Consider the following 26,482-nt stretch of genomic DNA (forward strand, 5'->3'; position numbering starts at 1 on the left):
TCTTGAATTGCGATTTCGCCTTATTGTTGCTTGGCCAGTGCCGCAACAATTGCATCACCCATACCCGCTGTGCCGGTGCGCGCCTTGCCATCGCGCCAAATGTCACCCGTACGCGGGCCAGTGGCCAACACCGTTTTCACTGCGCTCTCGATGCGGTTTGCATAATCTTCAAGGCCAAAGGTGTAACGCAGCATCATCGCTGCAGAAAGCACGGTGGCCATGGGGTTAGCCAGGTCTTTGCCAGCAATGTCGGGCGCGGAACCATGAATTGGCTCGTACAAACCGAAATTGGATTCATTCAGCGAGGCCGATGGCAACATGCCGATAGAGCCAGTCAACATGGACGCTTCATCTGACAAAATATCACCGAACAGGTTACCCGTCACGATGACGTCAAACTGCTTTGGGTTTTTCAACAACTGCATGGCACAGTTGTCAACGTACATGTGGCTTAATTCGACATCGCTGTATTCCTTGCCTACTTCAGTCACAATGTCACGCCAAAACTGGGTAGTTTCCAACACGTTGGCTTTGTCAACCGAACACAGCTTGCCACCACGCTTTTGTGCCGCTTGAAAGGCCACATGGGCAATGCGGCGAATTTCAGTTTCAGCGTAGCGCATAGTGTCAAATGCCTCACGCTCGCCTTTAAATGGACCATCCTCGGCGATGCGGTTGCCACGCGGCGTTCCAAAGTAAATATCGCCAGTCAGTTCACGAACAATCAGAATGTCCAGTCCTGCCACTACTTCAGGGCGTAGGGTAGACGCATCAGCCAACTCCTCATAGACCATCGCAGGGCGGAAATTGGCAAACAGATTCAGGGCTTTGCGAATGCCCAAAATAGCTTGCTCTGGCCGCAAATGGCGCGGGAGTGTATCGAGAGAAAAGTCACCCACCGCACCAAACAACACCGCATCCGACGCCTTGGCCAGGGCCACGGTCTCTTCCGGCAAAGGCACGCCTTTTTCGCGGTAGGCCACGCCACCAATCAAGGCATGTTCAAACTCGATGTTCAAGCCATCGGTTTTCAGGGCTTCAAGCACCTTCACAGCCTGCGCGGTAATCTCCGGGCCAATGCCGTCACCGGGCATTACGGCAATTTTTAAAGTCATTCGTGTTCTCTGCTTTTTTATATTTAGATTGTGTTGGCAAGCCAGGGCTGGTTGGCCAGGCGGTTTTTCTCGAAAGCCACAATGTCATCGCGATGCTGCAAAGTCAGGCCAATGTCGTCAAAGCCATTCATCAGGCAATGCTTGCGGAATGCATCTACATTGAAGCTGTAGCTTTTTCCAGCAATGCTCACGGTTTGGTGCTCAAGACTTACTGTGATCTCAATGCCAGGTTTTGCATCAATTGCGGCGAAAACTTCTTTCAGCTCTTCTTCTTTTAAAACAATGGGTAAGAAACCGTTTTTAAAGCAATTATTGAAGAAAATATCCGCAAAACTGCTGGAAATAACCGCTTTGAAACCGTACTGTTGCAGCGCCCAGGGCGCATGCTCACGGGAGGACCCACACCCGAAGTTGGGACCTGCGACCAACACGGTGCCGCCTTTGAATTCTGGCTTGTTCAGCTCGAAATCAGGATTCAGGGGGCGCTTGGTGCAATCCATGCCAGGCTCACCTTCGTCCAGGTAACGCCAACCATCGAACAAGTGCTCGCCGAAACCGGTGCGCTTGATGCTTTTCAGAAACTGTTTGGGGATGATGGCATCGGTGTCCACATTGGCGCGGTTCAATGCAACGGCAATGCCAGTGTGGGTTACAAATTTGTCCATAATTAATCCGTGAATATTCCGGTTGATCCGGAGTTCAAACCATACAGGCAAGCAAACGCTTGCCCGCACAGCTTAGAAATACCAGTAAACATTACTTCTTGTTTTCGTCTGCAGTGCGTTCAATGGCAGCGCCGCCCGCCTTGATGTCCTTGCCCATGCCCTCAATGGTGTTGCAAGCGGACAATGACAGGGCTGACAAAGCAAGCAGAAATACGGAAACGATCTTCATATCAAACACTCCTTTGTTTTAAAAGGTTCTGGAATCAGTGAAATGGCCTGCAATCGCTGCCGCAGCCGCCATGGCCGGGCTGACAAGGTGTGTACGGCCGCCCGCACCTTGACGTCCTTCAAAATTCCGGTTGCTGGTGGAGGCGCAACGCTCACCACTGCCCAAACGATCCGCATTCATGGCCAGGCACATGGAGCAACCGGGCTCTCGCCACTCAAACCCGGCTTCAAGGAAAATTTTGTCCAAACCTTCCTTTTCAGCCTGCGCTTTGACCAAGCCCGACCCAGGGACCACCATGGCCAATTTGACCGTTTCCGCTTTTTTCTTGCCCTTCACCACCGCCGCAGCGTCGCGCAAATCTTCAATGCGCGAATTGGTACAAGAACCAATGAACACGGTATCTACGTTGATGTCTTCAATTTTCTGCAAAGGCTTCAAGCCCATGTACTGCAAGGCACGCTCGTAGCCCTGGCGCTTCACCGGGTCGGCCACCGAAGCGGGGTCTGGCACCACACCGTGCACATCAGTCACCATTTCTGGTGAAGTACCCCAGCTCACCTGCGGTTCAATGTCTTCCGCACGCAGCTCAACCACATGGTCGAAATGTGCACCTTCATCTGAATGCAAGGTTTTCCAATAAGCAACTGCCGTATCCCACATCTCGCCTTTCGGGCTGAATGGGCGACCTTTCACGTATTCGATTGTTTTTTCGTCGACGGCCACCATGCCAGAGCGTGCACCGCCCTCGATGGCCATGTTGCACATGGTCATGCGACCTTCAACAGACAATCCGCGAATGGCGGAGCCCGCAAATTCAATGGCATACCCGGTACCGCCAGCCGTACCAATTTTGCCAATAATGGCCAAAATCACGTCTTTGGCAGAAACACCCTTGCCCAAAGTACCTTCCACGCGAACCAGCATGTTTTTGGCTTTTTTCATCAGCAAACACTGGGTGGCCATAACGTGCTCAACTTCCGAGGTACCGATACCAAATGCCAGCGCACCGATGGCGCCATGGGTGCTGGTGTGCGAATCGCCGCAAACCACGGTCATGCCAGGCAAGGTTGCGCCCTGCTCGGGCCCGATCACATGCACAATGCCTTGGCGCAGGTCTTTGATATCGAAGTAGGTCAGGCCATGGGCTTTTGCATTTTTGTCCAGTGTTTCAACCTGCAATCGCGAAGTTGGGTCGGCGATGCCTTTGGAACGGTCAGTGGTAGGCACGTTGTGGTCCACCACAGCCAGGTTGGCACTGTTGCGCCACAGGTCGCGGCCAGCTAGCTCCAAACCTTCAAAGGCTTGGGGGCTGGTCACTTCATGCAGCAAATGGCGGTCGATGTAAATCAGTGAGGTGCCATCTTCTTCGGTGCGCACCACATGACTTTCCCAGAGTTTGTCGTAAAGAGTTTTTGCCATTTTCAAGGACCTGCTTCGGGCTGACTCATTCAACGGGTTTGTTCCGCTGAACGGAGCAGCAAATTGCTTAGAGAATAACCCCTGATTATGCCACAGCCAGCCCCGGCCTTGCAGCACAGCCGGCATGGCTGCGCCTCAAAATCAACTTGCTCGCCGGTGCTTAACGCTTCTTGGCTTGCTCATACAAAGGTTGCACCCTGGCTGAATAAACCTCGAGATCCTGGATCCGGTTTTCGGGCGATGGGTGCGTAGACAACAACTCGGGTGGTGAACCACCACCAGCCCGGCTCATCTTCTGCCAAACACTGATTGCAGCACGGGGGTTGTAGCCTGCACGCGCGGCCAACTCCACGCCAATTCGGTCTGATTCCACTTCATGAGAACGGCCATACGGCAGTGAAATTGCCACATTGGCGGCCATACCCGCAAGATCGGATGCACCACGCGACAAACCAAAAACTGCCGAAGCCAGATCCAGTCCAACATTCGTGGCAAGTTGCTGCGAAATTCGTTCCCTACTGTGTTCCCGCAAAGCATGGGCAATTTCGTGCCCCATGATGGCCGCGATTTCATCATCAGTCAGCGCCAGTTTTTCAATCAAAGCCGAGTAAAACGCGATTTTTCCGCCCGCCATGCACCAGGCATTGAGTTGGTCAGATTCAATCACATTGACTTCCCATTTCCACTGTGGCGCATCCGGCCGGAATGCCACAGTTTGGGGAATCAGGCGATTGGCAATGGCACGCACCCTGGCCACCTGCTTGGCATCCCTGTTCAGTTTGCCTTCCTTTTGCGCCTTGGCGATCACATCGGCATAACCTTTGGCTGCTGCGGCATCCACTTCTGCTGAGGAAACAAGCACAAACTGGGAACGATCAACCCCAACCGCCCCACCAGAGGTGGTTTGAGTGGTTAAACACGCGGCCAGCACACCAGTTGAAAACGCAAGGCTCAGCGTTAATGTGGTGCGTCGCTTCAATCCAGAAAATACCATTGTTTTTCACCTGTAATTGTCAGTAAAACCGTTCTGTAGAAACGGCGCTCAATGCTGCAAAGTTGACATCAATTACCTGCATTCGACAGTTTATCCCGACAAAAGTGCCGAAGTTGGCTGCTTGCTGGCAATCGTAAAGCGCCAACCTAGAAGCAGGGCAATCAAACCACTGACCGAGGCCATGGCAAATGCACTGGCAGGCCCGCCCCACTCCCATGCGAAGCGGCCTAAAAATGTACCGGCAGATCCACCAAGCCCATATGCAATGGTGGCATACATGGCTTGGCCACGAACCACCAGCTTGACTGGCAAGTTTTCTCGCAACCAGGAAATTGTGGCGGTGTGGTGTGCCGCAAAAGTTAAAGCATGCAAACCCTGTGCAAAAAGCATCAGCCAGCCGTATTCAGGGAATGCCGCTGTCAGGGCAAACCGGAATGCGCACGCTGCGAAGCTGACGCAAAGCCAGGTGTTCAGGGAAAAGCGTTTGAAAAAGCGGGCTTGAAGGGCAAAAAACACCACTTCACACATCACACCAAATGCCCACAAGCCACCAATACTCATTTCGGAATAATTGAACTCGAGCAGGTAAAGCGAGAAAAAGGCATAGAAAACCCCATGCGCGAAAATCATGAAAAATGCAGCCAACCAGAAAAGTGGCATGGGACCTGGCAACAACAGGCGCTTGAAGCCACTGCCGGTGAACAGGATTGAATTTTCCGTACTGGTCACCCGGGGAGAATCGGGCGTGAATTTCAAGGCTGCTACAAACCCGAGCAGCAACATGGCGCAAGCCCAAAACGGATAAGAGGCAAAACCAAAGCGATCAGCCACAGCCCCGAAAACCAGCACTGCCAACACAAAGCCCAGTGAGCCATACAAACGCACCTGGCCATATTGGCCAGTACAACCGGCACAACGCTCCATGGCATATGAATCGGACATGGGCACCAAACCTGAAATACTCAGGTTCAACAACAACACAAGAACAATGAGGTGAGAAGGCGTTTGCTGATACCAGAACGCAAGGGCTGCAAAACAAAAACCCGCAAAGGTTCCCAATCGAATCCAGCGAACCCGGTTGCCGGTGTGGTCAGCCAGCCAGCCCCAGGCAAATGGACCAACAATTCGCATCAACTGCATCATGCCCAAAGCCAGAGCGATCACATCCAGACTGTGACCAATCGATTTCAGGTAAGGCCCCAAAAACGGCGAATACAAGCCTACAAATGCGAAATACGCCGCGTAAAAAAGCGCTAACCAGCCCAGTTGCAAATGCCTGCCCGTGTAGAGATTAACAACTTAATAATTTGAAATGCCGGGGGGAATTTGTGGTGTGCCCACCTGAACATCCGCACACTGTGCGCGATGCACCAGCATGTGATCCATAATGACCAAAGCAAGCATGGCCTCAGCAATAGGCGTTGCGCGTATTCCAACACAAGGGTCGTGTCGGCCATAGGTTTCAACGTCGATCGGATTGCCCGCTTTATCTATCGACTTTCTGGGCAAACGAATGCTGGACGTTGGCTTGATCGCCATGCGAACTTCAATATCCTGGCCAGTTGAAATACCGCCCAGAATACCGCCTGCGTGGTTGGAACCAAATCCCTCCGGGGTCATTTCATCACCGTGCTCAGAGCCCTTTTGGGCAATACAAGCGAAACCAGCGCCAATTTCAACGCCTTTTACAGCGTTAATGCTCATCATGGCGTGGGCAATGTCGGCATCCAGCTTGTCGTACAAAGGCGAACCCAAACCGACAGGCACGCCAGTGGCCTGCACACGCAAGCCAGCACCACATGAGTCGCCCGACTTTCTCAAGGCATCCATATAGGCCTCTAGCTCGGCAACCTTTTCGTTGTTTGGCGCGAAAAAAGGATTGGTATGTACATCGTCCCAAGTGAAGAACGGAATATCCACCTCGCCTATTTGGGTCATGCAACCACGGATCTCAATACCCAGCTTGCTGACCAGCCATTTCTTCGCGATTGCGCCTGCCGCTACCATGGGTGCAGTCATGCGGGCCGAGGAACGCCCGCCCCCGCGATAATCACGAATGCCATATTTGTGCCAGTAGGTGTAATCGGCATGGCCCGGGCGAAACGTGTCCATGATGTTGCCGTAATCTTTGCTGCGCTGGTCTTGATTCCGAATCAACAAGCCAATGGGGGCTCCCGTTGTCACGCCTTCAAACACACCGGAAAGAATTTCAACCTGATCGGCTTCCTGTCTCTGAGTCACATGGCGGGAGGTACCCGGTTTGCGTCGGTCCAGGTCTGCTTGCAAGTCGGCTTCGGTGAGTGGTAAACCCGGTGGGCAACCATCCACCACGCAACCAATGGCAGGCCCATGGCTTTCCCCAAAATTACTGACCACAAAAAGGCGACCCAGGCTGCTTCCGGACATGCGTGTTCACTCGAATAGGCAAAACATTATTTTATCGGAATATCCCGCACCTGAACGGCGCGGGTGTTGAGCTTACTCAATTGCAACTTCTCAATTGCAACTTATTTGCTGCTCAGTTGCTACTAAGTTGCTACTGAGTTGCTACTGAATCAAAGTACTGCTGAATGCGTTCGACAGCTGATGCCCCAGTGTGTGACCACTCAAAAATGCGTCTTCCACCCGCGCACCATTAAGCCAGTCTCCACATGCACCCAGCATGTGTTCCTCGCTGAAATAACAAGGCATACCCACCGGGTTGCTGGGCAACGAATACAACCAGCGATGCGCGGTAACCGTCAAAGGCTCTTCGATCAACTGGCCAGTCACATTGCAAAACACATCGAGCAGCATCTTGCCCACTTCCTCGGCAGCGTAGTCCTGATGAAGTCGAGACCAATCGGCAGTGGCCTGCAAGATCCAACGGTCACCCACAGCCCTGCCAGGCTTTGAGGAATCGCGACAAATCCAGCCCAATGGGCTGTCCACCACGAAGGCCCCATCGAAATCTACTTTCACAGCCTCGCGAGGCGTGAGCATGACAGACCAAGTAACGCTGGATTCAACAGCAACGGCCAATTGCGCCAAGGATTTGTGAACTTCATCGAACAACGGCACCACCTGCTCGGCCGGCACAGCACTAATCACCGCATCAAAGCCAGACTCTACCCTGACGGTGCCATCAGCCAGGTGCAGGGTTAATTGGTAAACACCCTCAGTGCGAACAACACCAGCCACCCGGCATTGCAAACGAACATCAAGCCCATGGGCCATGAAGCGCGCCAAACTGGCCATTCCAGGCGTACCCACCCACCGCGTGGTCGTGCTTGCATGGGGGGAGGAAAGCCCGTAGCCCAAATTAACAACAGATCCAGCCCAAGGCGCCACCGCACCCACCTTTTGGGCCTGGTCAATCAACTCAACAAATGCCGGGGACGAAGCCTGAAAATACTGGGTACCGTGATCAAAGCCCAAAGGGGGATCAATGTCGCGATTTAACCAGCGCGTAGGCATGCGCCCCCCCGGGCCACGACTTTTTTCATACAAAGTAACCTCGTGACCCAGCTGAACCAATTCGCGTGCGCAGGCCAAACCCGACATGCCCGCACCAACAATCGCAACTCTTTTTTTCACTTTGATACCACCTGTACTGCTTTTGTTTTCAACTCAATTGCTGCTTTCTTCCATGGGCCAATCGCGAATGTAGCCCTTCAGCATTTTGTTCTCAAACCCTTGTTCCTCAAGAACCGCTTTGGCCACGTCGTGAAATGAAATCACGCCGCACAGGGTGTTTCCATCCATCACGGGCAAATAGCGCTGGTGATTCTCAAGCATCAGTTTGCGAAGGCTATCCACCTCCATATCCAGGGTGGCCACGGTGGGCTCTGTGTTCATGACCTCGCGAACCACAATTTCAGCCACAGGCGGCGTGGGGCCGGTGCGGTGCTCTTTTTGCCGTTTGGCCAGAACACGTATCACTTCGCGGAAGGTTACGATGCCGGCCAGCGCCCCTTTGTCCATCACCACCAATGAACCCACGTCATGATCAGCCATGGTAACCACGCAGTCGGACAAATGAGTATCAGGGGTGACAGTAAAAAGCGTGTTGCCCTTTACACGCAGGACTTCTTTAACTTGCATCACAAACCTCCTAAAATATTCTTATGGTCGTTTTATTCATCCTACCCGAAATGCCACAGCTTTCAAGTCCAAATTTCTGGGCAGATACAGGCCTGAAGCGGCAAGGGATGTAAACTACAACGACTAAAAATAAACAAATGGAGACATGGGCATGCCAAAAACCGGAAACAGATTTCAGACTTTTGCCGATTTTTATCCTTTTTACCTGGCTGAACACAACAACCTGACTTGTCGCAGACTGCATTTTGTAGGCTCAACACTGGCACTGGTGTGTTTGTTCAAATTGATTACCACCGGCCAGCCTGTTTGGCTGCTGTATGGTTTGCTGACTGGGTACGCATTTGCGTGGGTGGGCCACTTCTTTTTCGAGAAGAACCGCCCAGCCACATTCAAGTACCCGCTTTACAGCTTCATGGGTGACTGGGTGATGTACAAGGACATCCTGACCCGCAAAATCCCGTTCTGATTTTCGCGTTAATTTTTCGCGTTAATCTTTCTTGTCAAACGGGTTCACGTTGCTTCGGAATTCAACCCGAAGCGGCGTTCCATCCAGCTTGAAACGCTCGCGAATTCGGGTTTCCAGGTAACGCTTGTAGTTGTCAGGAATGGCATCCAGCGCGGTGCCGTGAACAATCACAATGGGCGGGTTCTGCCCGCCCTGGTGCGCGTAGCGCAATTTGGGCCTGAATATGCCCTTGCGTGGGGGTTGTTGGTGCTCAACACACTCCTGAATCAGGCGCGTCAGTTTGGGCGTTGACAACTTGGCGAAAGCCGCGGCGTGCGCTTCATCGACTGATTTCATCATGGCTGCAATTCCAAAAGGCTTTGTGGCAGACACGTAATGAAACTTGGCGTAATTCAGGAAAGTCAGCTTGCGCCCTACTTCAGCCTTGATTCGTTCCTTGCGGTAATCATCCAGGCTGTCCCATTTGTTCACAGCCAACACCAGTGAACGCCCCGCTTCAACAATGAAGCCAGCAATAGAGGCGTCTTGATCGGAAATATCCTGCTGGGCATCCAGCATCAAGATCACCACATTGGCGTCTTCAATGGCTTGCAGGGTTTTAATCACTGAAAACTTTTCAACCGACTCAAACACCTTACCGCGCTTGCGCAAACCGGCTGTGTCAATCAAGGTATAAGGCTTGTCATTGCGCTCGAAATCAATATAAATACTGTCGCGAGTGGTACCCGGCAAATCGAACGCAATCACGCGTTCTTCACCCAACAAGGTATTTACCATGGTGGACTTGCCCACATTGGGACGTCCGGCAATGGCCACCTTGATGCGCCTTCCGCCCTCTTCATCTTCGGGCAACACAGGCAGCTTTTCACAAGCAATGTCCATCAACTGGCGCACGCCGTCGCCATGGCTGGCAGATATGGTCTCCGGTTCGCCCAAACCCAACTCGAAGAAGTCGGCGGCGGCCATCGAGTGGGTGTAGCCCTCGGTTTTGTTGACCACCAGAATTACTTCTCGCTTGGCCTTGCGCAGCTCTGCGGCAATCACGTGGTCGTGGGGGGTGACGCCTTGGCGACCATCCACAAGAAACAAAACCAGGTCAGACTCAACAATTGCCTGTCGGCTTTGTTTGGCCATTTCGGCGTAAATACCGTCTTTGGCCACAGGCTCAAGCCCGCCAGTGTCCACTACCAAATATTCTCTGGGGCCAATACGGCCTACACCATAATGGCGATCGCGAGTTAGACCAGGCTGGTTGGCCACCAAGGCGTCTCTTGTTCGGGTCAAGCGATTGAACAATGTGGACTTGCCCACGTTTGGGCGCCCAACCAGGGCAATGACAGGTTTCATGTTTTACTTTACTGGACAGATATCAGGGCCACACTGCCGCCACGCGATTGCACGATCAGCGCATCGGTGTCAGCAGGCACAGGCTGGCTGGCAAAAGAGGTAGAACCCACTTTTGTTCGCGCAATGGTTTTGCCGGTGTCTCGATCAATGAAATGAACATAGCCTTCGTAGTCGCCCACAGCCACAGCGCGACCAATTACAGTCGGCGTGGTGGGCTGGCGACGCTGGAAGTTTTCAATTTTCCAAACCTGCTTGCCGCCACTGCGGGAAAACGCAAACAAATCGCCCAGTTCATTGGGGGCAATCATGTAACGGTCGTCTACAGAGGCACCACTGGGTGCAGAAAAATCGGTGGTCCAGATTGGGCGGGCACTAACCGAGTCCAGGCAACCCACCTTGCCTTGAAACGCCGCTGCACACACTTCACGGAAGTTATAAATTGGCGTCCCGGTTACGTCGGTGATGCGCTCAATTTCGGTGGTTCCACTGGGTGTTGCCAAAGTACCTTCCCAAACAACAGTGCCCGCGCTCAGATCAAGCGCCACCAGCCGACCACCCGGAAAACCAGCATATACGCGCGCGTTGTTGACATCGACTGGGGTATTGACTCTCAAAGTCAGCGGCGGAAGCTGGCGGGTATACTTCCAGCGTTGTGCACCATTTGACGCTGAATAAGCGATCACCGAGAAGTCGATGCCGCGAACCAGAATGGTGCCAGCAGCACCCACGGGCACGCTGCTGACATCTGCGCCCACGCCGGTTTGCCATTTTTGTTTGCCATTGGCATCAAACGCGACAAGGTTGTTGTTCACGTCGATCACTGCAATGGTGTCAAGCGTGGCAGCCACACCCGCTTTCAGCTTGGCACCGACTTTCACTTTCCATTTTGTTTTGCCTGTAGCCCTGTCGATGGCCACCAACTGACCCTCTTGCGAAGCGGCATACACGGTGGAGTCGAGTAAAACAGGCGTGAAGCTGCCTTGCTCGGAGTCGCCTACATCCACGGACCAGGCGTTGGCAACTTTCAATTGCGACGTAAAGGGCTGCAATTCAGCAGGTTTCACAGCGCTGCTGCCGAAGGGGTTCAGGCTGCTCATGGTCGAACTGATGGCAGCACAACCGCCCAACAAGGCCAAAACAGCGACAAGAGATGAAATTTTAATGACGTGCTTCATTGGTTCGCTCATTGTTTGGCCTCCACTTTGGGCAAGGCACTGATTTTTCGCTCAATCACCTGCTTCCACGGACTGTCGGCTTGAATGGTGCCAAGCGCCAATTCATATTCTTTGCGCGCTGTTGCCACATCTTTCTGCGCCAGGGCCAGGTCACCCAAACGATCGTGAAAAAGGCCTTCAAAGCCTGGGTAGTTCTCGCTCAAGGCCGATTTGGCTGCATCGAACTCGGATTGCTCAATCAGAATACCGGCCAACATCAAACGGGCAGTTGCCACATACTCGTCCAGCTTGGCTTTTTCAGAAGCCCACTTCAACGATGCTTTCGCTTCTTCCAGCTTGCCTTCATCGAAAAAGGCTTTGGCCGCAATCAACGCCCCACGCTGTGCGTAAGGGGAGCTGGCATGCTCCTCGAACAGGGTCTTCTGGATTTCTCCCACCAGTTCGATATTGCCCTCACGCGTGGCTGCCTCCAAACGTTCATAAACCACAACTGAATCAGTAGACTGGCGTGCCTGCCACCATTTCCAACCGTTGTTCAAGGCAAAGGCACCGAACACAAGAATCAACACGGTCAAGATAAAACTGCCGTATTTGGACCAGAATGCCTTCAAACTGGCCAGTTGTTCTTGTTCTTCAAGGCTGTATCGACTCAAGACTCCTCTCCTTCTCCGTAAAGCAGACCGAAAATGGCTTCGGCCAATCCCTCTTGTTTGAATTCCTGCTGCTTGCTTTCACCACGCAGCAGTTTGACTGCCGCAGTGCCCGCATTTAATTCGTTTTCGCCCAGAATAACCGCCACGGCAGCACCGCTGACATCTGCGCGCTTCATTTGGCTTTTGAAGCCACCACCACCGGCGTGCAGTACCACGGCAAACCCCGCATCGCGCAACTCTTCAGCCAAAGTAAAAGCGCGGCGAGCCGTTCCTTCACCTTGATGTACCACATACACATCCAGGTCAGCCGTGTCATCGGGCTGATTTACTTCGAGGTACAACTCGAGCAAACGTTCCAGGCCAATTGCAAATCCGATGGCTGGCGTGGGCTTGCCACCCAGAATTTCAATCAAGCCATCGTAGCGACCACCGCCACAAATAGTGCCCTGCGTGCCCAAGGCATCAGTAATCCACTCGAACACAGTGAGGTTGTAGTAATCCAGACCACGAACCAGACGCGGGTTTTCAATGTAACGCACGCCCGCATCGTCAAGCAGGCGTTTTACGCCCTGATAATGTGCCAGGGATTCCGTTCCCAAAAATTCCGACAAACGCGGTGCGCCGTTGACCATGTCTTGCATGGTGGGGTTTTTCGTATCCAGAATCCGCAAAGGGTTGCTGTGCAAGCGGCGCTTGGCATCTTCATCCAGCAAGTCGGCATGCGCTTCAAAATACGTAATCAGCGCCTGCCTGTGCGCCAGACGTTCTGGTGCTTCACCCAGGCAGTTGATTTCAAGGCGCACATCTTCAAGCCCCATCTCACGCCACAGGCGCGAGAGCATCACAATCAACTCCGCATCAATATCAGGGCCGGCAAAACCCAGCGCTTCGACATCGAGCTGATGAAACTGCCTGTAACGCCCGCGTTGAGGGCGCTCATGGCGAAACACAGGCCCCATGGAATACACCCGTTGAGGCGCTGCGTAAGTCAGATTGTGTTGAATGGTGGCGCGTGCAATGCCCGCGGTGAATTCTGGCCGCAAAGTAAGTTCGTCGCCATTCAAGCGATCCACAAAACTAAACATCTCTTTTTCAACGATGTCGGTGACTTCACCAATGCCCCGGCGAAACAGCGACGTGGGCTCAAGCACAGGGGTTTTGATCAAGCGGTAACCATAAGAGGTCAACCACTCACGAAGCATGACCTCGAGATTCTCCCAATGAATGCCTTCTACGGGCAAAACATCGTTCATTCCCTTGACGGATTGAAGTCGGGGTTGCTTTTTGGCTTTGGATTGTTCCGGCGACTCAGGATGACTCATTGACGCATTCAACTTAATTTCTCAACCCGGTATTGTCGCCTATTCTTGGGCTACTTGTTGCCGCCAGCGTACCTTTGCTCGACATAACGCTGCACAATCGCCTGAAATTCCTGAGCGATGTTCTCGCCTTTCAAGGTCACCGTGCGTTTGCCGTCTAAAAACACAGGGGCAGAAGGAGCCTCACCGGTGCCCGGCAGCGAAATACCGATGTCGGCGTGCTTGCTTTCACCCGGACCGTTCACCACGCAGCCCATCACAGCCACTTTCATTTCTTCAACGCCCACATACTGGTTTTTCCAGATCGGCATTTGATCACGCAGGTAGGTTTGAATTTGATCGGCCAGTTCCTGAAACACAGTACTGGTGGTTCGGCCGCACCCAGGGCAGGCGATTACCTGGGGCGTGAAGGCACGCAAGCCCAGCGATTGCAAAATTTCCTGCCCAACAAGCACTTCCTTGCAACGGTCACCATTGGGCTCGGGCGTGAGCGACACGCGAATGGTGTCACCAATGCCTTCTTGCAAGAGCACAGACAATGCAGCAGTAGATGCCACGATACCTTTCGTGCCCATTCCCGCCTCAGTCAAGCCAAGATGAAGGGGAAACTCGCTTCGACCCGACAATTCCCGGTACACCGCAATCAGGTCTTGAACCTGACTCACCTTGCAGGACAACACAATTTTATTGGCAGGCAAACCGAGCTCGACCGCTTTGTGTGCACTACTGACCGCAGATTCAATCAGCGCCTGGTACATCAGTTGCTGTGCTGGCAGCGGATCGGCTTTCTTGCCGTTCTCATCCATCATTCGGGCCAGCAGGTTTTGGTCCAGGCTGCCCCAGTTCACGCCAATGCGAACTGGCTTGTCGTGTTCAGCAGCAATTGAAATCATGGCCGCAAAGTTGTCATCGCGCGAACGGGATGAACCGACATTGCCGGGGTTGATGCGGTACTTCGACAAGGCCTTTGCGCAATCCGGGTATTTTTGAAGCAACAAATGTCCGTTGTAATGAAAATCACCCACCAATGGCACGGGAATTCGCATTTTGTCCAGCTGCTCACGAATGTAAGGCACCGCTTCTGCAGAAGCGTCGTTGTTCACCGTGATTCGAACCATCTCGCTGCCGGCAAGATAGAGAGCCTTGATTTGTAATGCTGTGTTCAGGGCATCGGCCGTGTCAGTGTTGGTCATCGACTGCACCAAAACAGGAGCACCGCCGCCGATGGACACAACATGCTCTTTCCAGCGGACATCCACTTGATGGGTCTTGTGTCGCTTCAAGGGGGTATTTGGAATCACGATGAACTTCTGGCGAGATAGACGGGTTGCTTAAAAGCGAGGGCTATATAAAGCCCCCTGACAGATTTTACTGAACAGTGATTCGGGCCACTTCCCCGCGAATGGATGAAGTCAGGTCAACAGATTTTCCATTGCTGGATACACTCACTGCCTTGGCGTTGCCAACAATCAACTTAAAGGGCGCTTGACCCTTCACTTCCAGATTGCTGCCACCGTCGTTGAGTTGGGAAATTAACACTTTGTCATTTGCATCGCGAACGGTCACCCAGGACTGCTCTTGAAAGTTAAACCGCAACACGCTTTCAACATTGGGGGCCAAGGGGGCTGCCGCTGGCGCTGCAGCATCAGCAACAGGTGCAGCGGCTGTTGTGCTGGCCGCACCGGTGGCGTTTGGTGCTGCGGTTGCGGGGGGTGCAGATTCACCCACAGGCGCAGCAGGTTGCTGAAGTGCCGGGAACACAGCCGTATCACCGGCCGCAGCTGGGGCTTCCAGGCCCAAAGGCAAAGAACCATCCGCTGACACAGCACTCTCGGAACCTGGTGCCGTGGCCACAGGCGCCTCGTTGGGTTCGATCACCTCTGCATCACCCACTTCGGTGGTTTGACTCGACATGAACACGGGAATGTAAAACACGGCCATGACCACCACTGCTGCCAGCACAATGCCGTAGCTCAGCGATTTCTTGCCTGTTTTACGATCAAAATTCAAAGTGGACAAGCGCTTGGAGCTGTTGGGCATCTTGGGCTCAAGCGGCTCGGAGCGCCCACTTTCGGCCTGGCCAGAACGAGCGGCTTTAACCTGGGCACTGGCCTCGGAAAACCCGAAGGACATGATGACCGGTGCAGGGTCCATCTTCAGGGCCTTGCAATAACTTTTAATGAAAGCCTTGGCAAAGGTCTCGGGCGGTAGGCGCCCAACATCACCACTTTCAATGGCTTCAAGCTGACGTTCGTTGATTTTGGTTTGAGCACTGATGTCGCTCAAGGAATAGCCAGCCTTTTCACGGGCAGCACGTAAAATTTCGCCCGGGTTCTGGCCCGATTCAAGCAGAGTCAAATTGGGGTGCTTTTCAGCGAAGGAGCCATTGCTTGGCTCCGGTTTTGCATCTTGACCTGCACTGGCATCTGATGATTCAGTTTTGCTCATCGCACGATTTTCATTCATTTGGTCTTTCCAAGCGTCGGCAGGCGCAAAGGGCCCCGATTAATCATTGTAGTTCTTTACCGCCACCACCTTTGCAGCATAATCGAAGCAAGCAGGTAGGTTCAAGCGATTTCTATGAAAATTCAATGTGTTGAGGAGTTTTTTGAGAATGCGCCACAAGTTTGGCGGCAAAAATATCGTTTTTATAATTGAATTAATACGCAATCACTGCCACAACACACTCAATCTTGCTTTCATTGTATGACAAAGCATGCACGCTGTTTGCCTAGTCCCTGCGTTTGGAGGAACCCCTCAGTTCTTCCAGGGACACCGTACTTACAAGCCTTTCCTTGACCTTGGTTCGGTCTCGAACTTCGCCAGCCAGTTGACCGCATGCTGCATCGATGTCATCACCCCGGGTTTTGCGAACTGTAGTTACCACACCCGCGCCGCCAAGGATATCCACAAACGTTTTGATTGCAGGGCTGGTTGACTTGAGCAAACCCGACTCCGGGAATGGATTAAACGGGATCAGGTTGAATTTACAAGGCACGATTTTGGCGATTTCAAGCAATTGCTGGGCATGTTCTGGCTTGTCATTTACCCCATCAAGCATGACATACTCAAAAGTAATGAAATCACGCGGCGCAAATTTCAGGTAACGCAGGCAGGCATCGAGCAACTCACGCAATGGGTACTTTTTGTTCAGCGGCACGAGGTGATCGCGCAATGCGTCATTGGGGGCATGCAATGAAACAGCCAAGGCCACGGGGCAATCTTGCGAAAGCCTGTCCATGAAGGGCACAACGCCCGATGTCGACACAGTGACCCTGCGGCGGGAAAGACCGTAAGCCGTGTCATCCAGCATCAATTGCAAAGCCGGGACCAAGGCATCGTAGTTCAGCAGGGGCTCGCCCATGCCCATCATGACCACATTCGTAACCGGGCGCTCTTGGGCGTAAACACGGTCGCCAGCTTCGCGCAGCAACACATTGGCCTTCCACAACTGGGCCACAATTTCAGCGGTACTTAAGTTGCGGGAAAAACCTTGTTTGCCAGTAGAGCAAAAACGGCAATTGACCGCGCAGCCAGCCTGCGAGCTGACGCACAGGGTTCCGCGGCGCTCTTCGGGGATGAATACCGTTTCAACTGCATCGCCATTGCCAACATCAAAGAGCCACTTGCGTGTGCCGTCTTTGGATACGTTGTCGGAAATGATACTGGGGGCCTTGATGCAGGCACGGCTGTTCAAATTCTGGCGAAATGATTTCGCAAGGTCGGTCATGGAATCAAAATTGTCCATGCCCGACTGGTGTATCCATTTGGCCAGTTGTTTGGCCCTGAATGGTTTTTCACCCAAATTGCCACACCACTGAATCAGCTCGGGCACCGAGTAGTCCAGCAAGTTGTCGAGTTGTGCACTCATGGTGTGTCCTTTCAAAACAAACGGGGACGCATGTGCGCCCCCGGAATTCAACGCAATCGAACTAGATTAGCGTGAAAATACTTGTGACGCTGGGAAGAAATAAGCAATTTCGTTCGCAGCTGTTTCAGGGGCATCCGAGCCGTGAACCGCGTTGGCGTCAATGCTTTCAGCGAAGTCGGCGCGAATGGTACCGGCAGCGGCTTCCTTGGGGTTTGTGGCACCCATCAATTCGCGGTTCTTGGCAATTGCGTTCTCGCCTTCCAGGGCTTGAATCATCACTGGGCCAGAAATCATGAACTCAACCAGGTCGTTGAAGAAAGGACGTGCCTTGTGCACTGCGTAAAAGCCTTCAGCTTCAGCGCGTGACAGGTGAGCCATGCGTGCGGCCACTACCTTCAGGCCAGCGGCTTCAAAGCGGCTGTAAATTTGACCAATTACGTTTTTTGCAACAGCATCAGGCTTGATGATGGACAGGGTGCGCTCGATTGCCATGGTGTAACCACTCCGAAAAGATTAGAAAAGCATGAAAATTAACCCGCGATTATAGCTGGTTTATATAAAAAACCCAATCACGGGGCTGACCCACGTCTTGAATTGAAACTTTTCGCCATTACCATTACTCTAAATGCATACAAATTCGCGTTTTACAAAGGAGCGAGTAAACATGTCTGAATTCAGAACTGCACAATTTGGCCGCACAGCCGGTGGTGTATCTACCGTAGAAACCAACCGGGTTCTGCGAAACACATACTTCTTGTTGGCCCTGTCGATGGTTCCGACGGCCCTGGGTGCGTTTGCGGGCATTCAATTCGGCTTCTTCCGCTTGTTCGCCGGTAGCCCCATTCTTTCCTTCGTGGTCATGCTTGCCGCCATGTTCGGCTTCATCTGGGGCATTCAACGCAACCGAAATAATTCCTTCGGTGTTGTGCTCATGCTGGGCTTTACCTTCTTCATGGGCTTGATGCTCTCCGGCATTTTGTCGGTCGCACTCAGTCTGTCCAATGGCGGCTCCATCATCATGATGGCTGCGCTGGGCACAGCCGGTATTTTCTTTGGTTTGGCCAGCTATGCCGCGGTGACCAAGCGTGATTTCACCAACATGGGTAAGGGACTGCTGATCGGTTTGGTTATGGTGATTGTGGCCTCAGTGGCCAACATCTTCCTGCAAATGCCAGCCCTGTCACTGACCATTTCCACCATTTGCGTGGGCTTGTTCTCGCTGTTCATTTTGTACGACCTGCAACGTGTCATGCGCGGCGGTGAAACAAACTACATTTCCGCAGCCTTGAGCATTTACCTGAGTTTGTACAATCTGTTCGTGAACTTGCTGCAACTGCTCATGGTATTTACAGGTGGCAGCCGCGAGTAAACAAGCGCCTGCTGGGATTAAGTTACCTGAAAGTAACTGATTTCAAAGCACTTTTTTGACACTTTGCAACATCGAAAGTTGTTGCAAAGTGAATTGCAGAAGCGCAATATGAAGTTTCAGTGGGTCGGTATCTATACTGACCGCCGAGTTGGTGAGGCAAACGCACCAACGAAAACGGGGCCGCAACGGCCCCGTTTGTTATTTGCGCAGCTGAATTCTGTTCGCCAGGGTCAGGAATAGTCGCTGTACTCCACTCGCTCAAACACTGCAATCGACTCCACATGCGATGTATGGGGGAACATGTTCACCACCCCTGCTTTCATCAACTTGTACGAGCCGACATTGCAAAGTACCGCCGTATCCCGAGCCAAGGTGCCCGGGTTGCAGCTGACATAAACAATGCGCTTGGGCTGAAACTCTGCACGCGCACCTACAATTGCCTTACAAATTTCCAAGGCCCCGTCGCGCGGAGGATCGACCAAGACTTTGTCGTATTGCCCCCAACTTTCCCATTCAGGTGTTTCCACTTCGAACAGATTGCGCACATGAAATTCGGTTTTATCGGCCAGGCCGTTGAATTTAGCATTCTCGCCGGCTCGGTCAACCAGGTCTTGCGAACCTTCAAAACCCTTCACGTAACTGCTTTTCGTGGCCAAAGGCAAGGAGAAATTACCCAAGCCGCAGAACAGATCAAGCACGCGGTCTTCGGGCTTTAAATCGAGCAATGACACCGCACGGCTAATCATGGCGTCGTTGATCATGTGGTTCACCTGCGTGAAATCAGTCGGCCTGAATCGCATTCGAATACCAAAACTGGGAATGCGATAAGTGAGGTCCACTGGCTTGTCAGCTTCAAGACGATGTGCAGTGGCTGGGCCACCTGGTTGCAGCCACCAGTCAACGCCCCACTTTCGGCCAAAGGATCGAATCGTATCGAGGTCTGACTCACTCAAGGGTTCCAGGTGGCGTAACACCATTGCGGTAACACCATCGCCCACGGCCAGTTCAATTTGGGGAATACGCATGAAAATGCTCAGCGTGACCAGCATATTGCCCAGGGGCACAATCATGTTGGACACATGCTTGGGCAACACATGGCATTCCTGCATGTCCGCCACGTAAGAAGATGCTTTCTCGTGAAACCCGACAAAGAACCGCTCTTTCTTGATCACAAAGCGGGTACTTAAACGCGCACGGTGTCGATAACCCCAAAATGAACCATAAATGGGGGGCATCATCTGCTCGGGAGTTTGGCGACCAATTCGCTGCAACAGGTCTTCAAGCGCGCGGTTTTTAATGGCCACCTGGGCATTGGGCTCAATGTGCTGCATGGCGCATCCGCCACACACCCCATAATGCGGGCACTTGGGCGTGGTGCGAGTGGAAACCGTATTCAGCACCTGCAGTGTTCTGCCTTTTGAATAGCTTGGCTTTACTCGCGTAATTTCGGCAACAACGGTTTCGCCGGTGATTGCACCATCGATGAAGTGCACTTTGCCATCCACATGGCCAATGCCATTGGCATCCAGGTCGATTGATTCAATGGCAACTTGCACCCGTGGAAACACCACGGGTGTTCGATCTTTTTTCTTTTTGCGGCCCATGGCTACATTCAATAAAAATTAACGGGCCGGGAGGTAATCCATCGGGTCAACAGGTTTGCCTTGCTTGCGCACTTCGAAGTGCAGTTTGGGGCGATCAGAATCGGACTGCCCTGCTTCCGCAATTTTCTGGCCCTTGGTGACAGGCTCACCTTCTTTCACCAACAAGGTTTTGTTGTGGGCATAGGCGGTCAACAAGTTGTTGTCGTGTTTCAGGATAATCAAGTTGCCATAACCGCGCAGCGCGTTGCCTGAATACACGACACGCCCCGCCTGAGAGGCAATTACGGGGTCACCCACTTTGGCAGCAAGGTCAATACCCTTGTTCACACCCGCTTTGTACCCTTGAATAATTTCACCTGGATGCGGCCAAATAAAACCCAAAGTAACAGCAACGGGAGCCGGCGGCTTGATTTCCGGTGCTGGTGTGGCCTCGACCGGTTTTGCACCGCCAGCAGGAGTAATCGGGGTTACTTCAACGCCAGTGTCTTCAACAGTGCTTGCCCCAGATGCACCAGCCGCGACAGCACCAGGCGCACCCGTCACACGCAGCTTTTGACCAATGCTTAGCTTGCTGGGATCACTCAAATTGTTGGACCGCGCCAGCTCACGCCAATCCAGACCAAAATCAAGCGCAATGCTGTACAGGGTATCGCCAGCTTTGACGGTGTAAACACCGTCGGTGGCCACTGCGGTGTCAGTAGAACGGGAGGGCAAACGATCGACCACCGGGGCCTGGTTACCCGTTGTTGTACAGGCGGCCAGGAAGGTCAGTGTTGCAAACCCAACTGCCAATGCACGTGTGTAACCCAGCAATGGGGTTCTGGTTAATGCGCCACGTTTCATACGATGCGAGTTCCTTGTAACAGGGGTACGAATTTTACCAAGTCTTTTTTCTCTCGGTGCCATTTGTCGACCGCCAAACGATCAACAATGACCAGATTTTGCTGATTCTGGTCAGCCACGGGCACTATAAGGCGCCCGCCAATTTTTAACTGCTTGAGCAAGGCTTGCGGTATTTCCAAACCCGCAGCGGCCACAATGATGACATCAAACGGTGCTTGTGCGGGCAACCCCACCAAACCATCGCCATGAATTACTTTGACTTTCTGAAAGCCGGCAAGTTTTAAGTTGCGCAGGGCCTTGTCGTATAACGCCTCAATGCGTTCTATGCTGACCACCCGCTTTGCGATGTTGGCAAACACCGCAGCCTGGTAACCACAACCCGCACCGACTTCCAGCACATTGTCCAGCTCTGCACGGCCATCCAGCGCGTATTCAGCAAAACGGGCCACGGTGAAAGGCCGTGAAATGGTTTGCTGATGGCCAATTGGCAAGGCTGCGTCTTCGTAGGCTCGCGATGCAAATGCTTCGTCCACAAACAAATGCCTCGGCACAGCACCAATTACATTGAGCACACGCTGATTCACAATGCCCAGAGTTTTCAGTTTTTGAACCAAATGCCCACGCGCACGCTCGGAGGTCAGGCTTGAACCACCGATGCGTTCCGGAATGCGGTCCAGTTTGCGCGCAGACTGGGTAATCAGCGCAGGTGCTGGCTTGAAGCGGGGCTTTTGATCCATGTTGTTGTTTTACAGCCAATCGGCCAGGGTCTTCATTTGTTCGGTGTGCGTTAAATCAGCTTTCAAAGGACTGATCGAAATTTTACCCTGCTTGACCGCATAAAAATCGGTGCCTGGGCCAGCATCTTTGGCACCGCCGGGTGGGCCAATCCAGTAAACGGTTTCATCTTTGGGATTCTGGGTGGGAATCACGGGTTCGGCATGGTGGCGCTTGCCCAAACGGGTGCATTCGTAACCTTGCATGTCATCGTAAGGAATCGGGGGAATGTTCACATTCAGCAGGCAATGTTCCAAACCAAGTTTGTTGTTCAGGAAGCGCTCAACAATTTCAGCTGCCACGCGGGCTGCGCTGTCCAGGTGCGCATAACCTTTGCCAGCCAGCGAAAAAGCGATCGCGGGCAAACCACACTGAAAGCCTTCCATGGCGGCTGCCACAGTGCCTGAATAAATGGTGTCGTCGCCCATGTTGGCGCCGTTGTTGATGCCAGACACCACGAGATCCGGACGACGTTCCAGCAAACCAGTTACCGCCACATGCACGCAATCGGTGGGGGTGCCATTCACATAACGAAATCCGTTGGCGGCTTTGCGTACTGTAAGCGGCCGGTCAAGTGTGAGGGCATTGGACACGCCCGAGCGGTCTTGCTCGGGTGCCATCACCTCCAGGTGAACCGTGTTGCCGAATCGTTCAAGCAAAGCGCCATGCAAGGCCAAAATGCCGGGGGCACTGTAACCATCGTCGTTGCTGATCAGAATGTGCGGAATGGTCAAGATCAAGCTTCCTTGCGGCGAAACACCCAAGTGTTCTCGGTGGATTCTTTGGGCGCAAATGCGTAGCCTGCCACCTTGAACTTTTTCAGTTGCTCTACATCTGTGATGCGTTGGTCAACAATATAACGGGCCATTAAACCGCGTGCTTTTTTGGCGAAGAAACTGATAATTTTGTACTGGCCGTTTTTGTAATCCTGAAACACGGGTTGAACCACGCGTGCGTTCAAGGCCTTGGTATCAACCGACTTGAAATACTCATCTGAAGCCAGATTGACCAACACAGGGTCTTTTTTTCCGAGTTCCTTGTTCAGGGCCGGCGCCACGGTCTGCTTCCAATAGGCGTATAGATCTTTGCCGGCAGGGTTGGGCAGCTTGGTGCCCATTTCAAGGCGATAGGGTTGCATCAAATCGAGTGGACGCAAAATGCCATACAGGCCCGACAGAATACGCACATGCTTTTGTGCAAAAGCCAAACCGTCTTCGTCCAGGGTTTTTGCATCAAAACCATCGTACACATCGCCATTGAATGCCAGCAACGCAGGGCGCGAATTCTTTTTGGTGAACTTGGTTGACCATTCGCTGTAACGCGTTGCGTTAAGCACACCCAACTTGTCAGAGACCGACATGAGTTCGGAAATATCGGCCGGGCTCATGGGGCGAAGAATATTCACCAGCGCTGCGGCCTGCTCAACAAACTGCGGCTGTGTACTGGCTGAAACGGACAAGGGTGTTTCGTAATCGAGCGATTTTGCGGGAGAAAGAACTACAAGCATGGACATGAATCACCTGGTTGTTACTACGGGTTTATTATCGCAGGATCTGGCAGGTGATTCAGGGACAGGGTGGTGTGAAGTCGGGAAAAAATACCCAATACAAGGTATGCGAGTGACTGGTGTTTTTGAGGTTGGCCGCGGATGCGACTTTGTCGCTCCGCTTCTGGCCGTGTCTCCCAGACTGTCTCTCCCGAAGATGAATGTATTACCTGTCACATGCAGCAATTGGATTCAGGCAAATGTGTTTGCAAGTTTTGGTTTACTGTATATAATCACAGCATGTCCATTCGAGATTGGTGCCATGAAAGGTTTAACTGCTCGTCAACAAGAAATTCTTGATTTAATCCGAGACCAAATTACCCAATTTGGCAGGCCACCCACTCGCGCCGAAATTGCACGGCAACTGGGATTTCGCTCAGCCAATGCAGCAGAAGATCACTTACAGGCTCTGGCCAAAAAAAATGTCATTGCACTGGATGCCAGTACGTCACGGGGCATTCGCTTGCTGGGTGAATACGCCGAAGGTTTGGAAGAAACTGCCAGCAAGGCCGCCGAACGTGCAATGGAGCAATTCATGCAATTGCCACTTATTGGTCGTGTTGCCGCAGGCAGCCCGATTCTTGCCCAAGAACATGTGGAAAAACAAATTCCTGTTGATCCCTCACTGTTTCCAGACAAGCCCGATTACTTGCTGAAAGTACGCGGCATGTCGATGAAAGACATCGGCATTATGGATGGCGATTTGCTGGCCGTAAAAAAAGCCAGTACCGCCAGAGCGGGCCAGGTGGTGGTTGCACGCGTGAACGACGATGTCACCGTGAAACGTTTTTTCCAGAAAGGCCATGTGGTTGAACTGCAAGCCGAGAACAGCGATTTCGCTCCCATTGAAGTCGACTTGCGAACCGAAACATTCGCAATTGAAGGTTTGGCTGTTGGTTTGATTCGCCAAGGCCAGTTGCATTAAAAAGCAGTTATTGCACTAAAAAGCAATGTCGGGGGTTGTTGTGTCGTCTGATCTTGCCAGCATTCACCCCGGCGTGTGGCGTGCCCACCAGCTTGCCAACGACACCAGTGCGCGTATACCCAGCGGCTTTGTTGCCCTGGATCAACAATTGCCCGGGGGTGGCTGGCCTACCCGCAACCTGATTGAACTGCTGTTAAAACACCATGGCATTGGCGAGCTTCGCTTTCTAATGCCGGTGTTGCGCAAACTATCGCTGGAGAAAAAAAAACTGGTGCTGATTGGCGCACCGCTGCTACCACTCACGCCGGCGTTTGAGCAGTTCGGTGTGGCCTTGGATCAAGTGCACTTGGTTCAAACCGACAAACCCCAAGATCGACTTTGGGCGATCGAACAGGTGCTGCAAAGCGATTCCTTCGGTGCACTTTTCATGTGGCTGCCTGAAGAAAAAACACTCTGCAACCCAACTGTGTTGCGTCGCTTGCAGTACCAGGCCACTCGTTCACAGGGTTTAAGTTTTGTATTTCGCCCCATTCGGGCACAAATGCAACCCTCCCCGGCTTCACTGCGCTTGTGCCTGACGGCCCAAAGCAGCAATAGCCTGCGAGTGCATTTGATCAAACGCAGGGGGCCTGTGCTTGAGCAGGCAATACTGATCAATTTACCAAAACCGCAAGGTGCTTTACCCGACACCCCGCACTCACAGGAGCTTGTTCGTGCGCTGGATCGCCCTGAGTTACAAACAATCCCGCAACCCACGCGAAGTCAAATCACAATTTGATGCCAATTCCTTGTTTGAATTGGCAGCACATTACAGCCCGGTGGTGTGCTGGCGACAAGACCAGCATCATGAATATGTGGGTTGGCTGGTTGAAGTGCAGAGCAGCTTCAGGTTGTTTGGTGGCGCACAGGCTTTGCTTTCGCAACTCTGGGAAAGTACCGAGGAATTTTCTGGCGAATTGCAACTGGCCAACCACCACACTGCAACCGGCGCATGGTGGCTTGGCAAGTGCGCCCCCGCACGCAATCTAGACGATTTTCTGGCCATGCTGAATTTCAATGAAAACAGTTTGCTGGCCCTGCCAATTTCAGTGCTTGATTGCGATGTGAAGCTGCAAACCACCTGGCGACAATGCGGTTTTGGCCGCATTGGTGATTTGTGGCGTTTGCCACGCGATGGATTTTTAAAACGGTTTGGCGCACAAGCCTTGGCTGAACTTGATTCGGGTTTTGGGCTTCAAAACAAACTCGCCATAGCAACGGCACCCCACGAACCTGCGGATACATTCGAGCAAGAAAAGGAATTGCCTTTTCACAGCGACAGGCTTGATCTGATTGAGCACCATGCACAAGCACTGCTTGAAGCAGTGTGCAACTGGCTAAAGCAGCAAAAACATGGCACGCGTGAATTGCACTGGGCCTTTGTTCACGCGCACGGTGAAGAGGTTTTACGCCTGAGAAGTGCGCAAGCCACCGATTGCATCGACACATGGAAGCGCCTGCTGCACCACCAACTGGGGCGGATGCAATTTGACGACGACATACGCAACCTTCGAGTGCAATGCATGCACAGTGAATTGCTGCCCAACGTGAATCGCAGTTTTTTACCCGATCCGGCAGAAGGCACTCGTAACTGGAACAACACCTGCGATGTTCTTCGCGCGCGCTTGGGCGAACAAACCGTATTATTTGCAGCCACAGAAAGTGACCCAAGGCCCGAATGCAGCATTGTGTTGCAACACACCCCGCTGCAAAAACCTGCGAACACTGCCTTTAAGAAAATTGAAAACCAACATGCCCCTGAATTGAACAATGCGACATTGGCGGCCAGCAGCCCGCGCCCATTGTGGCTGTTGCCAACGCCCAAGCCACTTCAAGGAAAAGCCCCACAGTGGCAAGTGGGTGGCCCATGGCAATTGCTTAGCGGCCCCGAACGTGTTGAGTTTGGCTGGTGGGATGCCAAACCTTGCAAGCGCGATTACTACTGCGCACGCGACAGCAATTCCAGTTTGGTGTGGCTGTATCAAGACCTGCTTGAAAAAGATGCACGCTGGTTTTTACATGGTTACTTTGCATAAGGCACTCTGA

General features: G+C 52.7%; 27 protein-coding genes. 5 read left to right on the forward strand and 22 right to left on the reverse strand.

Annotation, left to right across the window (positions count from 1 at the left end):
* Positions 1-20 precede the first annotated feature (20 nt).
* The 9 genes from leuB to B4C79_RS12370 form a co-directional block, all read right to left on the reverse strand.
* The gene (leuB, locus tag B4C79_RS12330) at positions 21-1,115 is read right to left on the reverse strand and encodes a 3-isopropylmalate dehydrogenase (protein ID WP_105028955.1); all 1,095 of its coding nucleotides are present in this window, start codon (positions 1,113-1,115) and stop codon (positions 21-23) included.
* A gap of 23 nt (positions 1,116-1,138) precedes the next feature.
* Positions 1,139-1,780, reverse strand: a complete 642-nt coding sequence (gene leuD, locus B4C79_RS12335) for a 3-isopropylmalate dehydratase small subunit (RefSeq protein ID WP_171098848.1) — start codon at positions 1,778-1,780, stop codon at positions 1,139-1,141.
* Positions 1,781-1,871: 91 nt separating this feature from the next.
* Positions 1,872-2,009, reverse strand: a complete 138-nt coding sequence (locus B4C79_RS12340; protein ID WP_105028953.1) for an entericidin A/B family lipoprotein — start codon at positions 2,007-2,009, stop codon at positions 1,872-1,874.
* A gap of 18 nt (positions 2,010-2,027) precedes the next feature.
* Positions 2,028-3,428, reverse strand: a complete 1,401-nt coding sequence (gene leuC / locus B4C79_RS12345; protein ID WP_291752063.1) for a 3-isopropylmalate dehydratase large subunit — start codon at positions 3,426-3,428, stop codon at positions 2,028-2,030.
* A gap of 160 nt (positions 3,429-3,588) precedes the next feature.
* Positions 3,589-4,422 (reverse strand): M48 family metallopeptidase, encoded by an 834-nt coding sequence (locus B4C79_RS12350; RefSeq protein ID WP_105028951.1) that lies wholly within the window; start codon positions 4,420-4,422, stop codon positions 3,589-3,591.
* Between the two features lie 90 nt (positions 4,423-4,512).
* Entirely contained in the window at positions 4,513-5,694 is a 1,182-nt protein-coding gene (locus tag B4C79_RS12355) for an MFS transporter (protein ID WP_105028950.1), read from the reverse strand.
* A 27-nt stretch (positions 5,695-5,721) separates the two neighbouring features.
* On the reverse strand, positions 5,722-6,828 hold the full coding sequence (gene aroC, locus B4C79_RS12360; protein ID WP_291752067.1) for a chorismate synthase: 1,107 nt from the start codon (positions 6,826-6,828) through the stop codon (positions 5,722-5,724).
* 141 nt (positions 6,829-6,969) lie between these two features.
* On the reverse strand, positions 6,970-7,998 hold the full coding sequence (locus B4C79_RS12365; RefSeq protein WP_291740936.1) for an NAD(P)/FAD-dependent oxidoreductase: 1,029 nt from the start codon (positions 7,996-7,998) through the stop codon (positions 6,970-6,972).
* Between the two features lie 33 nt (positions 7,999-8,031).
* Complete coding sequence (locus B4C79_RS12370; RefSeq protein ID WP_105028947.1) at positions 8,032-8,505, reverse strand: CBS domain-containing protein; 474 nt, start codon at positions 8,503-8,505, stop codon at positions 8,032-8,034.
* Positions 8,506-8,650: 145 nt separating this feature from the next.
* Here B4C79_RS12370 and B4C79_RS12375 point away from each other — a divergent pair, with 145 nt between their 5' ends.
* Positions 8,651-8,971 carry an Mpo1-like protein gene (locus B4C79_RS12375; protein WP_105028946.1) on the forward strand — a complete coding sequence of 107 codons (321 nt, stop codon included), beginning with the start codon at positions 8,651-8,653 and terminating at the stop codon, positions 8,969-8,971.
* A gap of 21 nt (positions 8,972-8,992) precedes the next feature.
* On the opposite strand, the gene der is transcribed toward B4C79_RS12375, so the two are convergent.
* The 8 genes from der to ndk all read right to left on the reverse strand — a co-directional run bounded on the left by der (position 8,993) and on the right by ndk (position 17,828).
* Entirely contained in the window at positions 8,993-10,318 is a 1,326-nt protein-coding gene (gene der / locus B4C79_RS12380; RefSeq protein ID WP_171098837.1) for a ribosome biogenesis GTPase Der, read from the reverse strand.
* Between the two features lie 8 nt (positions 10,319-10,326).
* Entirely contained in the window at positions 10,327-11,505 is a 1,179-nt protein-coding gene (gene bamB, locus B4C79_RS12385) for an outer membrane protein assembly factor BamB (protein WP_291740240.1), read from the reverse strand.
* Positions 11,502-12,146, reverse strand: a complete 645-nt coding sequence (locus tag B4C79_RS12390) for a YfgM family protein (protein WP_168426959.1) — start codon at positions 12,144-12,146, stop codon at positions 11,502-11,504. Before B4C79_RS12390 ends, bamB begins: the two co-directional genes overlap by 4 nt.
* Complete coding sequence (gene hisS, locus B4C79_RS12395; RefSeq protein ID WP_105028942.1) at positions 12,143-13,468, reverse strand: histidine--tRNA ligase; 1,326 nt, start codon at positions 13,466-13,468, stop codon at positions 12,143-12,145. The genes B4C79_RS12390 and hisS overlap by 4 nt, the downstream gene beginning before the upstream one ends.
* Before the next feature lie 50 nt (positions 13,469-13,518).
* On the reverse strand, positions 13,519-14,766 hold the full coding sequence (gene ispG / locus B4C79_RS12400) for a flavodoxin-dependent (E)-4-hydroxy-3-methylbut-2-enyl-diphosphate synthase (protein WP_105028941.1): 1,248 nt from the start codon (positions 14,764-14,766) through the stop codon (positions 13,519-13,521).
* Positions 14,767-14,833: 67 nt separating this feature from the next.
* Positions 14,834-15,931, reverse strand: coding sequence for a helix-turn-helix domain-containing protein (locus B4C79_RS12405; RefSeq protein ID WP_291740237.1), 1,098 nt, complete (start codon positions 15,929-15,931; stop codon positions 14,834-14,836).
* A 265-nt stretch (positions 15,932-16,196) separates the two neighbouring features.
* Positions 16,197-17,336, reverse strand: a complete 1,140-nt coding sequence (gene rlmN / locus B4C79_RS12410) for a 23S rRNA (adenine(2503)-C(2))-methyltransferase RlmN (protein ID WP_008248937.1) — start codon at positions 17,334-17,336, stop codon at positions 16,197-16,199.
* A 66-nt stretch (positions 17,337-17,402) separates the two neighbouring features.
* Complete coding sequence (gene ndk, locus B4C79_RS12415) at positions 17,403-17,828, reverse strand: nucleoside-diphosphate kinase (RefSeq protein WP_105028939.1); 426 nt, start codon at positions 17,826-17,828, stop codon at positions 17,403-17,405.
* Between the two features lie 172 nt (positions 17,829-18,000).
* Here ndk and B4C79_RS12420 point away from each other — a divergent pair, with 172 nt between their 5' ends.
* Complete coding sequence (locus B4C79_RS12420; RefSeq protein WP_130556555.1) at positions 18,001-18,705, forward strand: Bax inhibitor-1/YccA family protein; 705 nt, start codon at positions 18,001-18,003, stop codon at positions 18,703-18,705.
* 230 nt (positions 18,706-18,935) lie between these two features.
* On the opposite strand, the gene rlmD is transcribed toward B4C79_RS12420, so the two are convergent.
* From rlmD to yaaA, 5 genes are read right to left on the reverse strand one after another with little or no spacing between them, the layout of a single operon-like run.
* Complete coding sequence (gene rlmD, locus B4C79_RS12425) at positions 18,936-20,309, reverse strand: 23S rRNA (uracil(1939)-C(5))-methyltransferase RlmD (protein ID WP_171098828.1); 1,374 nt, start codon at positions 20,307-20,309, stop codon at positions 18,936-18,938.
* Positions 20,310-20,327: 18 nt separating this feature from the next.
* The gene (locus B4C79_RS12430) at positions 20,328-21,152 is read right to left on the reverse strand and encodes a peptidoglycan DD-metalloendopeptidase family protein (protein WP_171098822.1); all 825 of its coding nucleotides are present in this window, start codon (positions 21,150-21,152) and stop codon (positions 20,328-20,330) included.
* A complete protein-coding gene (locus B4C79_RS12435; protein ID WP_105028935.1) occupies positions 21,149-21,889 on the reverse strand; it encodes a protein-L-isoaspartate(D-aspartate) O-methyltransferase in 741 nt (246 codons plus the stop codon). The genes B4C79_RS12430 and B4C79_RS12435 overlap by 4 nt, the downstream gene beginning before the upstream one ends.
* 9 nt (positions 21,890-21,898) lie before the next feature.
* Positions 21,899-22,660 (reverse strand): 5'/3'-nucleotidase SurE, encoded by a 762-nt coding sequence (surE, locus tag B4C79_RS12440; RefSeq protein WP_105029859.1) that lies wholly within the window; start codon positions 22,658-22,660, stop codon positions 21,899-21,901.
* A gap of 2 nt (positions 22,661-22,662) precedes the next feature.
* Positions 22,663-23,433, reverse strand: coding sequence for a peroxide stress protein YaaA (gene yaaA, locus B4C79_RS12445; RefSeq protein WP_105028934.1), 771 nt, complete (start codon positions 23,431-23,433; stop codon positions 22,663-22,665).
* Positions 23,434-23,734: 301 nt separating this feature from the next.
* On the opposite strand from yaaA, the gene lexA reads away from it, so the two are divergent.
* From lexA to B4C79_RS12460, 3 genes are read left to right on the forward strand one after another with little or no spacing between them, the layout of a single operon-like run.
* Positions 23,735-24,397, forward strand: a complete 663-nt coding sequence (lexA, locus tag B4C79_RS12450; protein WP_105029858.1) for a transcriptional repressor LexA — start codon at positions 23,735-23,737, stop codon at positions 24,395-24,397.
* A 40-nt stretch (positions 24,398-24,437) separates the two neighbouring features.
* Positions 24,438-25,175 (forward strand): translesion DNA synthesis-associated protein ImuA, encoded by a 738-nt coding sequence (gene imuA, locus B4C79_RS12455; protein WP_291739261.1) that lies wholly within the window; start codon positions 24,438-24,440, stop codon positions 25,173-25,175.
* Complete coding sequence (locus tag B4C79_RS12460) at positions 25,111-26,472, forward strand: hypothetical protein (protein WP_291752075.1); 1,362 nt, start codon at positions 25,111-25,113, stop codon at positions 26,470-26,472. Before imuA ends, B4C79_RS12460 begins: the two co-directional genes overlap by 65 nt.
* The last annotated feature ends 10 nt before the right edge of the window (positions 26,473-26,482 follow it).

This window comes from Limnobacter sp. UBA7229, assembly GCF_002473065.1.
GTDB classification, from domain to species: Bacteria; Pseudomonadota; Gammaproteobacteria; order Burkholderiales; family Burkholderiaceae_B; genus Limnobacter; species Limnobacter profundi.

Excerpts from the sequence above, each read along its gene's own strand:
- der (WP_171098837.1), bottom strand. The coding sequence starts at position 10,318 with ATGAAACCTGTCATTGCCCTGGTTGGGCGCCCAAACGTGGGCAAGTCC.
- B4C79_RS12375 (WP_105028946.1), top strand. The coding sequence starts at position 8,651 with ATGGGCATGCCAAAAACCGGAAACAGATTTCAGACTTTTGCCGATTTT.
- B4C79_RS12420 (WP_130556555.1), top strand. The coding sequence starts at position 18,001 with ATGTCTGAATTCAGAACTGCACAATTTGGCCGCACAGCCGGTGGTGTA.
- B4C79_RS12370 (WP_105028947.1), bottom strand. The coding sequence starts at position 8,505 with ATGCAAGTTAAAGAAGTCCTGCGTGTAAAGGGCAACACGCTTTTTACT.
- yaaA (WP_105028934.1), bottom strand. The coding sequence starts at position 23,433 with ATGCTTGTAGTTCTTTCTCCCGCAAAATCGCTCGATTACGAAACACCC.
- rlmN (WP_008248937.1), bottom strand. The coding sequence starts at position 17,336 with ATGAGTGCACAACTCGACAACTTGCTGGACTACTCGGTGCCCGAGCTG.
- rlmD (WP_171098828.1), bottom strand. The coding sequence starts at position 20,309 with ATGGGCCGCAAAAAGAAAAAAGATCGAACACCCGTGGTGTTTCCACGG.
- leuD (WP_171098848.1), bottom strand. The coding sequence starts at position 1,780 with ATGGACAAATTTGTAACCCACACTGGCATTGCCGTTGCATTGAACCGC.
- hisS (WP_105028942.1), bottom strand. The coding sequence starts at position 13,468 with ATGAGTCATCCTGAGTCGCCGGAACAATCCAAAGCCAAAAAGCAACCC.
- B4C79_RS12435 (WP_105028935.1), bottom strand. The coding sequence starts at position 21,889 with ATGGATCAAAAGCCCCGCTTCAAGCCAGCACCTGCGCTGATTACCCAG.
- ndk (WP_105028939.1), bottom strand. The coding sequence starts at position 17,828 with ATGGCAATCGAGCGCACCCTGTCCATCATCAAGCCTGATGCTGTTGCA.
- B4C79_RS12430 (WP_171098822.1), bottom strand. The coding sequence starts at position 21,152 with ATGAAACGTGGCGCATTAACCAGAACCCCATTGCTGGGTTACACACGT.
- bamB (WP_291740240.1), bottom strand. The coding sequence starts at position 11,505 with ATGAGCGAACCAATGAAGCACGTCATTAAAATTTCATCTCTTGTCGCT.
- leuB (WP_105028955.1), bottom strand. The coding sequence starts at position 1,115 with ATGACTTTAAAAATTGCCGTAATGCCCGGTGACGGCATTGGCCCGGAG.
- lexA (WP_105029858.1), top strand. The coding sequence starts at position 23,735 with ATGAAAGGTTTAACTGCTCGTCAACAAGAAATTCTTGATTTAATCCGA.
- B4C79_RS12340 (WP_105028953.1), bottom strand. The coding sequence starts at position 2,009 with ATGAAGATCGTTTCCGTATTTCTGCTTGCTTTGTCAGCCCTGTCATTG.
- B4C79_RS12405 (WP_291740237.1), bottom strand. The coding sequence starts at position 15,931 with ATGAATGAAAATCGTGCGATGAGCAAAACTGAATCATCAGATGCCAGT.
- leuC (WP_291752063.1), bottom strand. The coding sequence starts at position 3,428 with ATGGCAAAAACTCTTTACGACAAACTCTGGGAAAGTCATGTGGTGCGC.
- aroC (WP_291752067.1), bottom strand. The coding sequence starts at position 6,828 with ATGTCCGGAAGCAGCCTGGGTCGCCTTTTTGTGGTCAGTAATTTTGGG.
- B4C79_RS12350 (WP_105028951.1), bottom strand. The coding sequence starts at position 4,422 with ATGGTATTTTCTGGATTGAAGCGACGCACCACATTAACGCTGAGCCTT.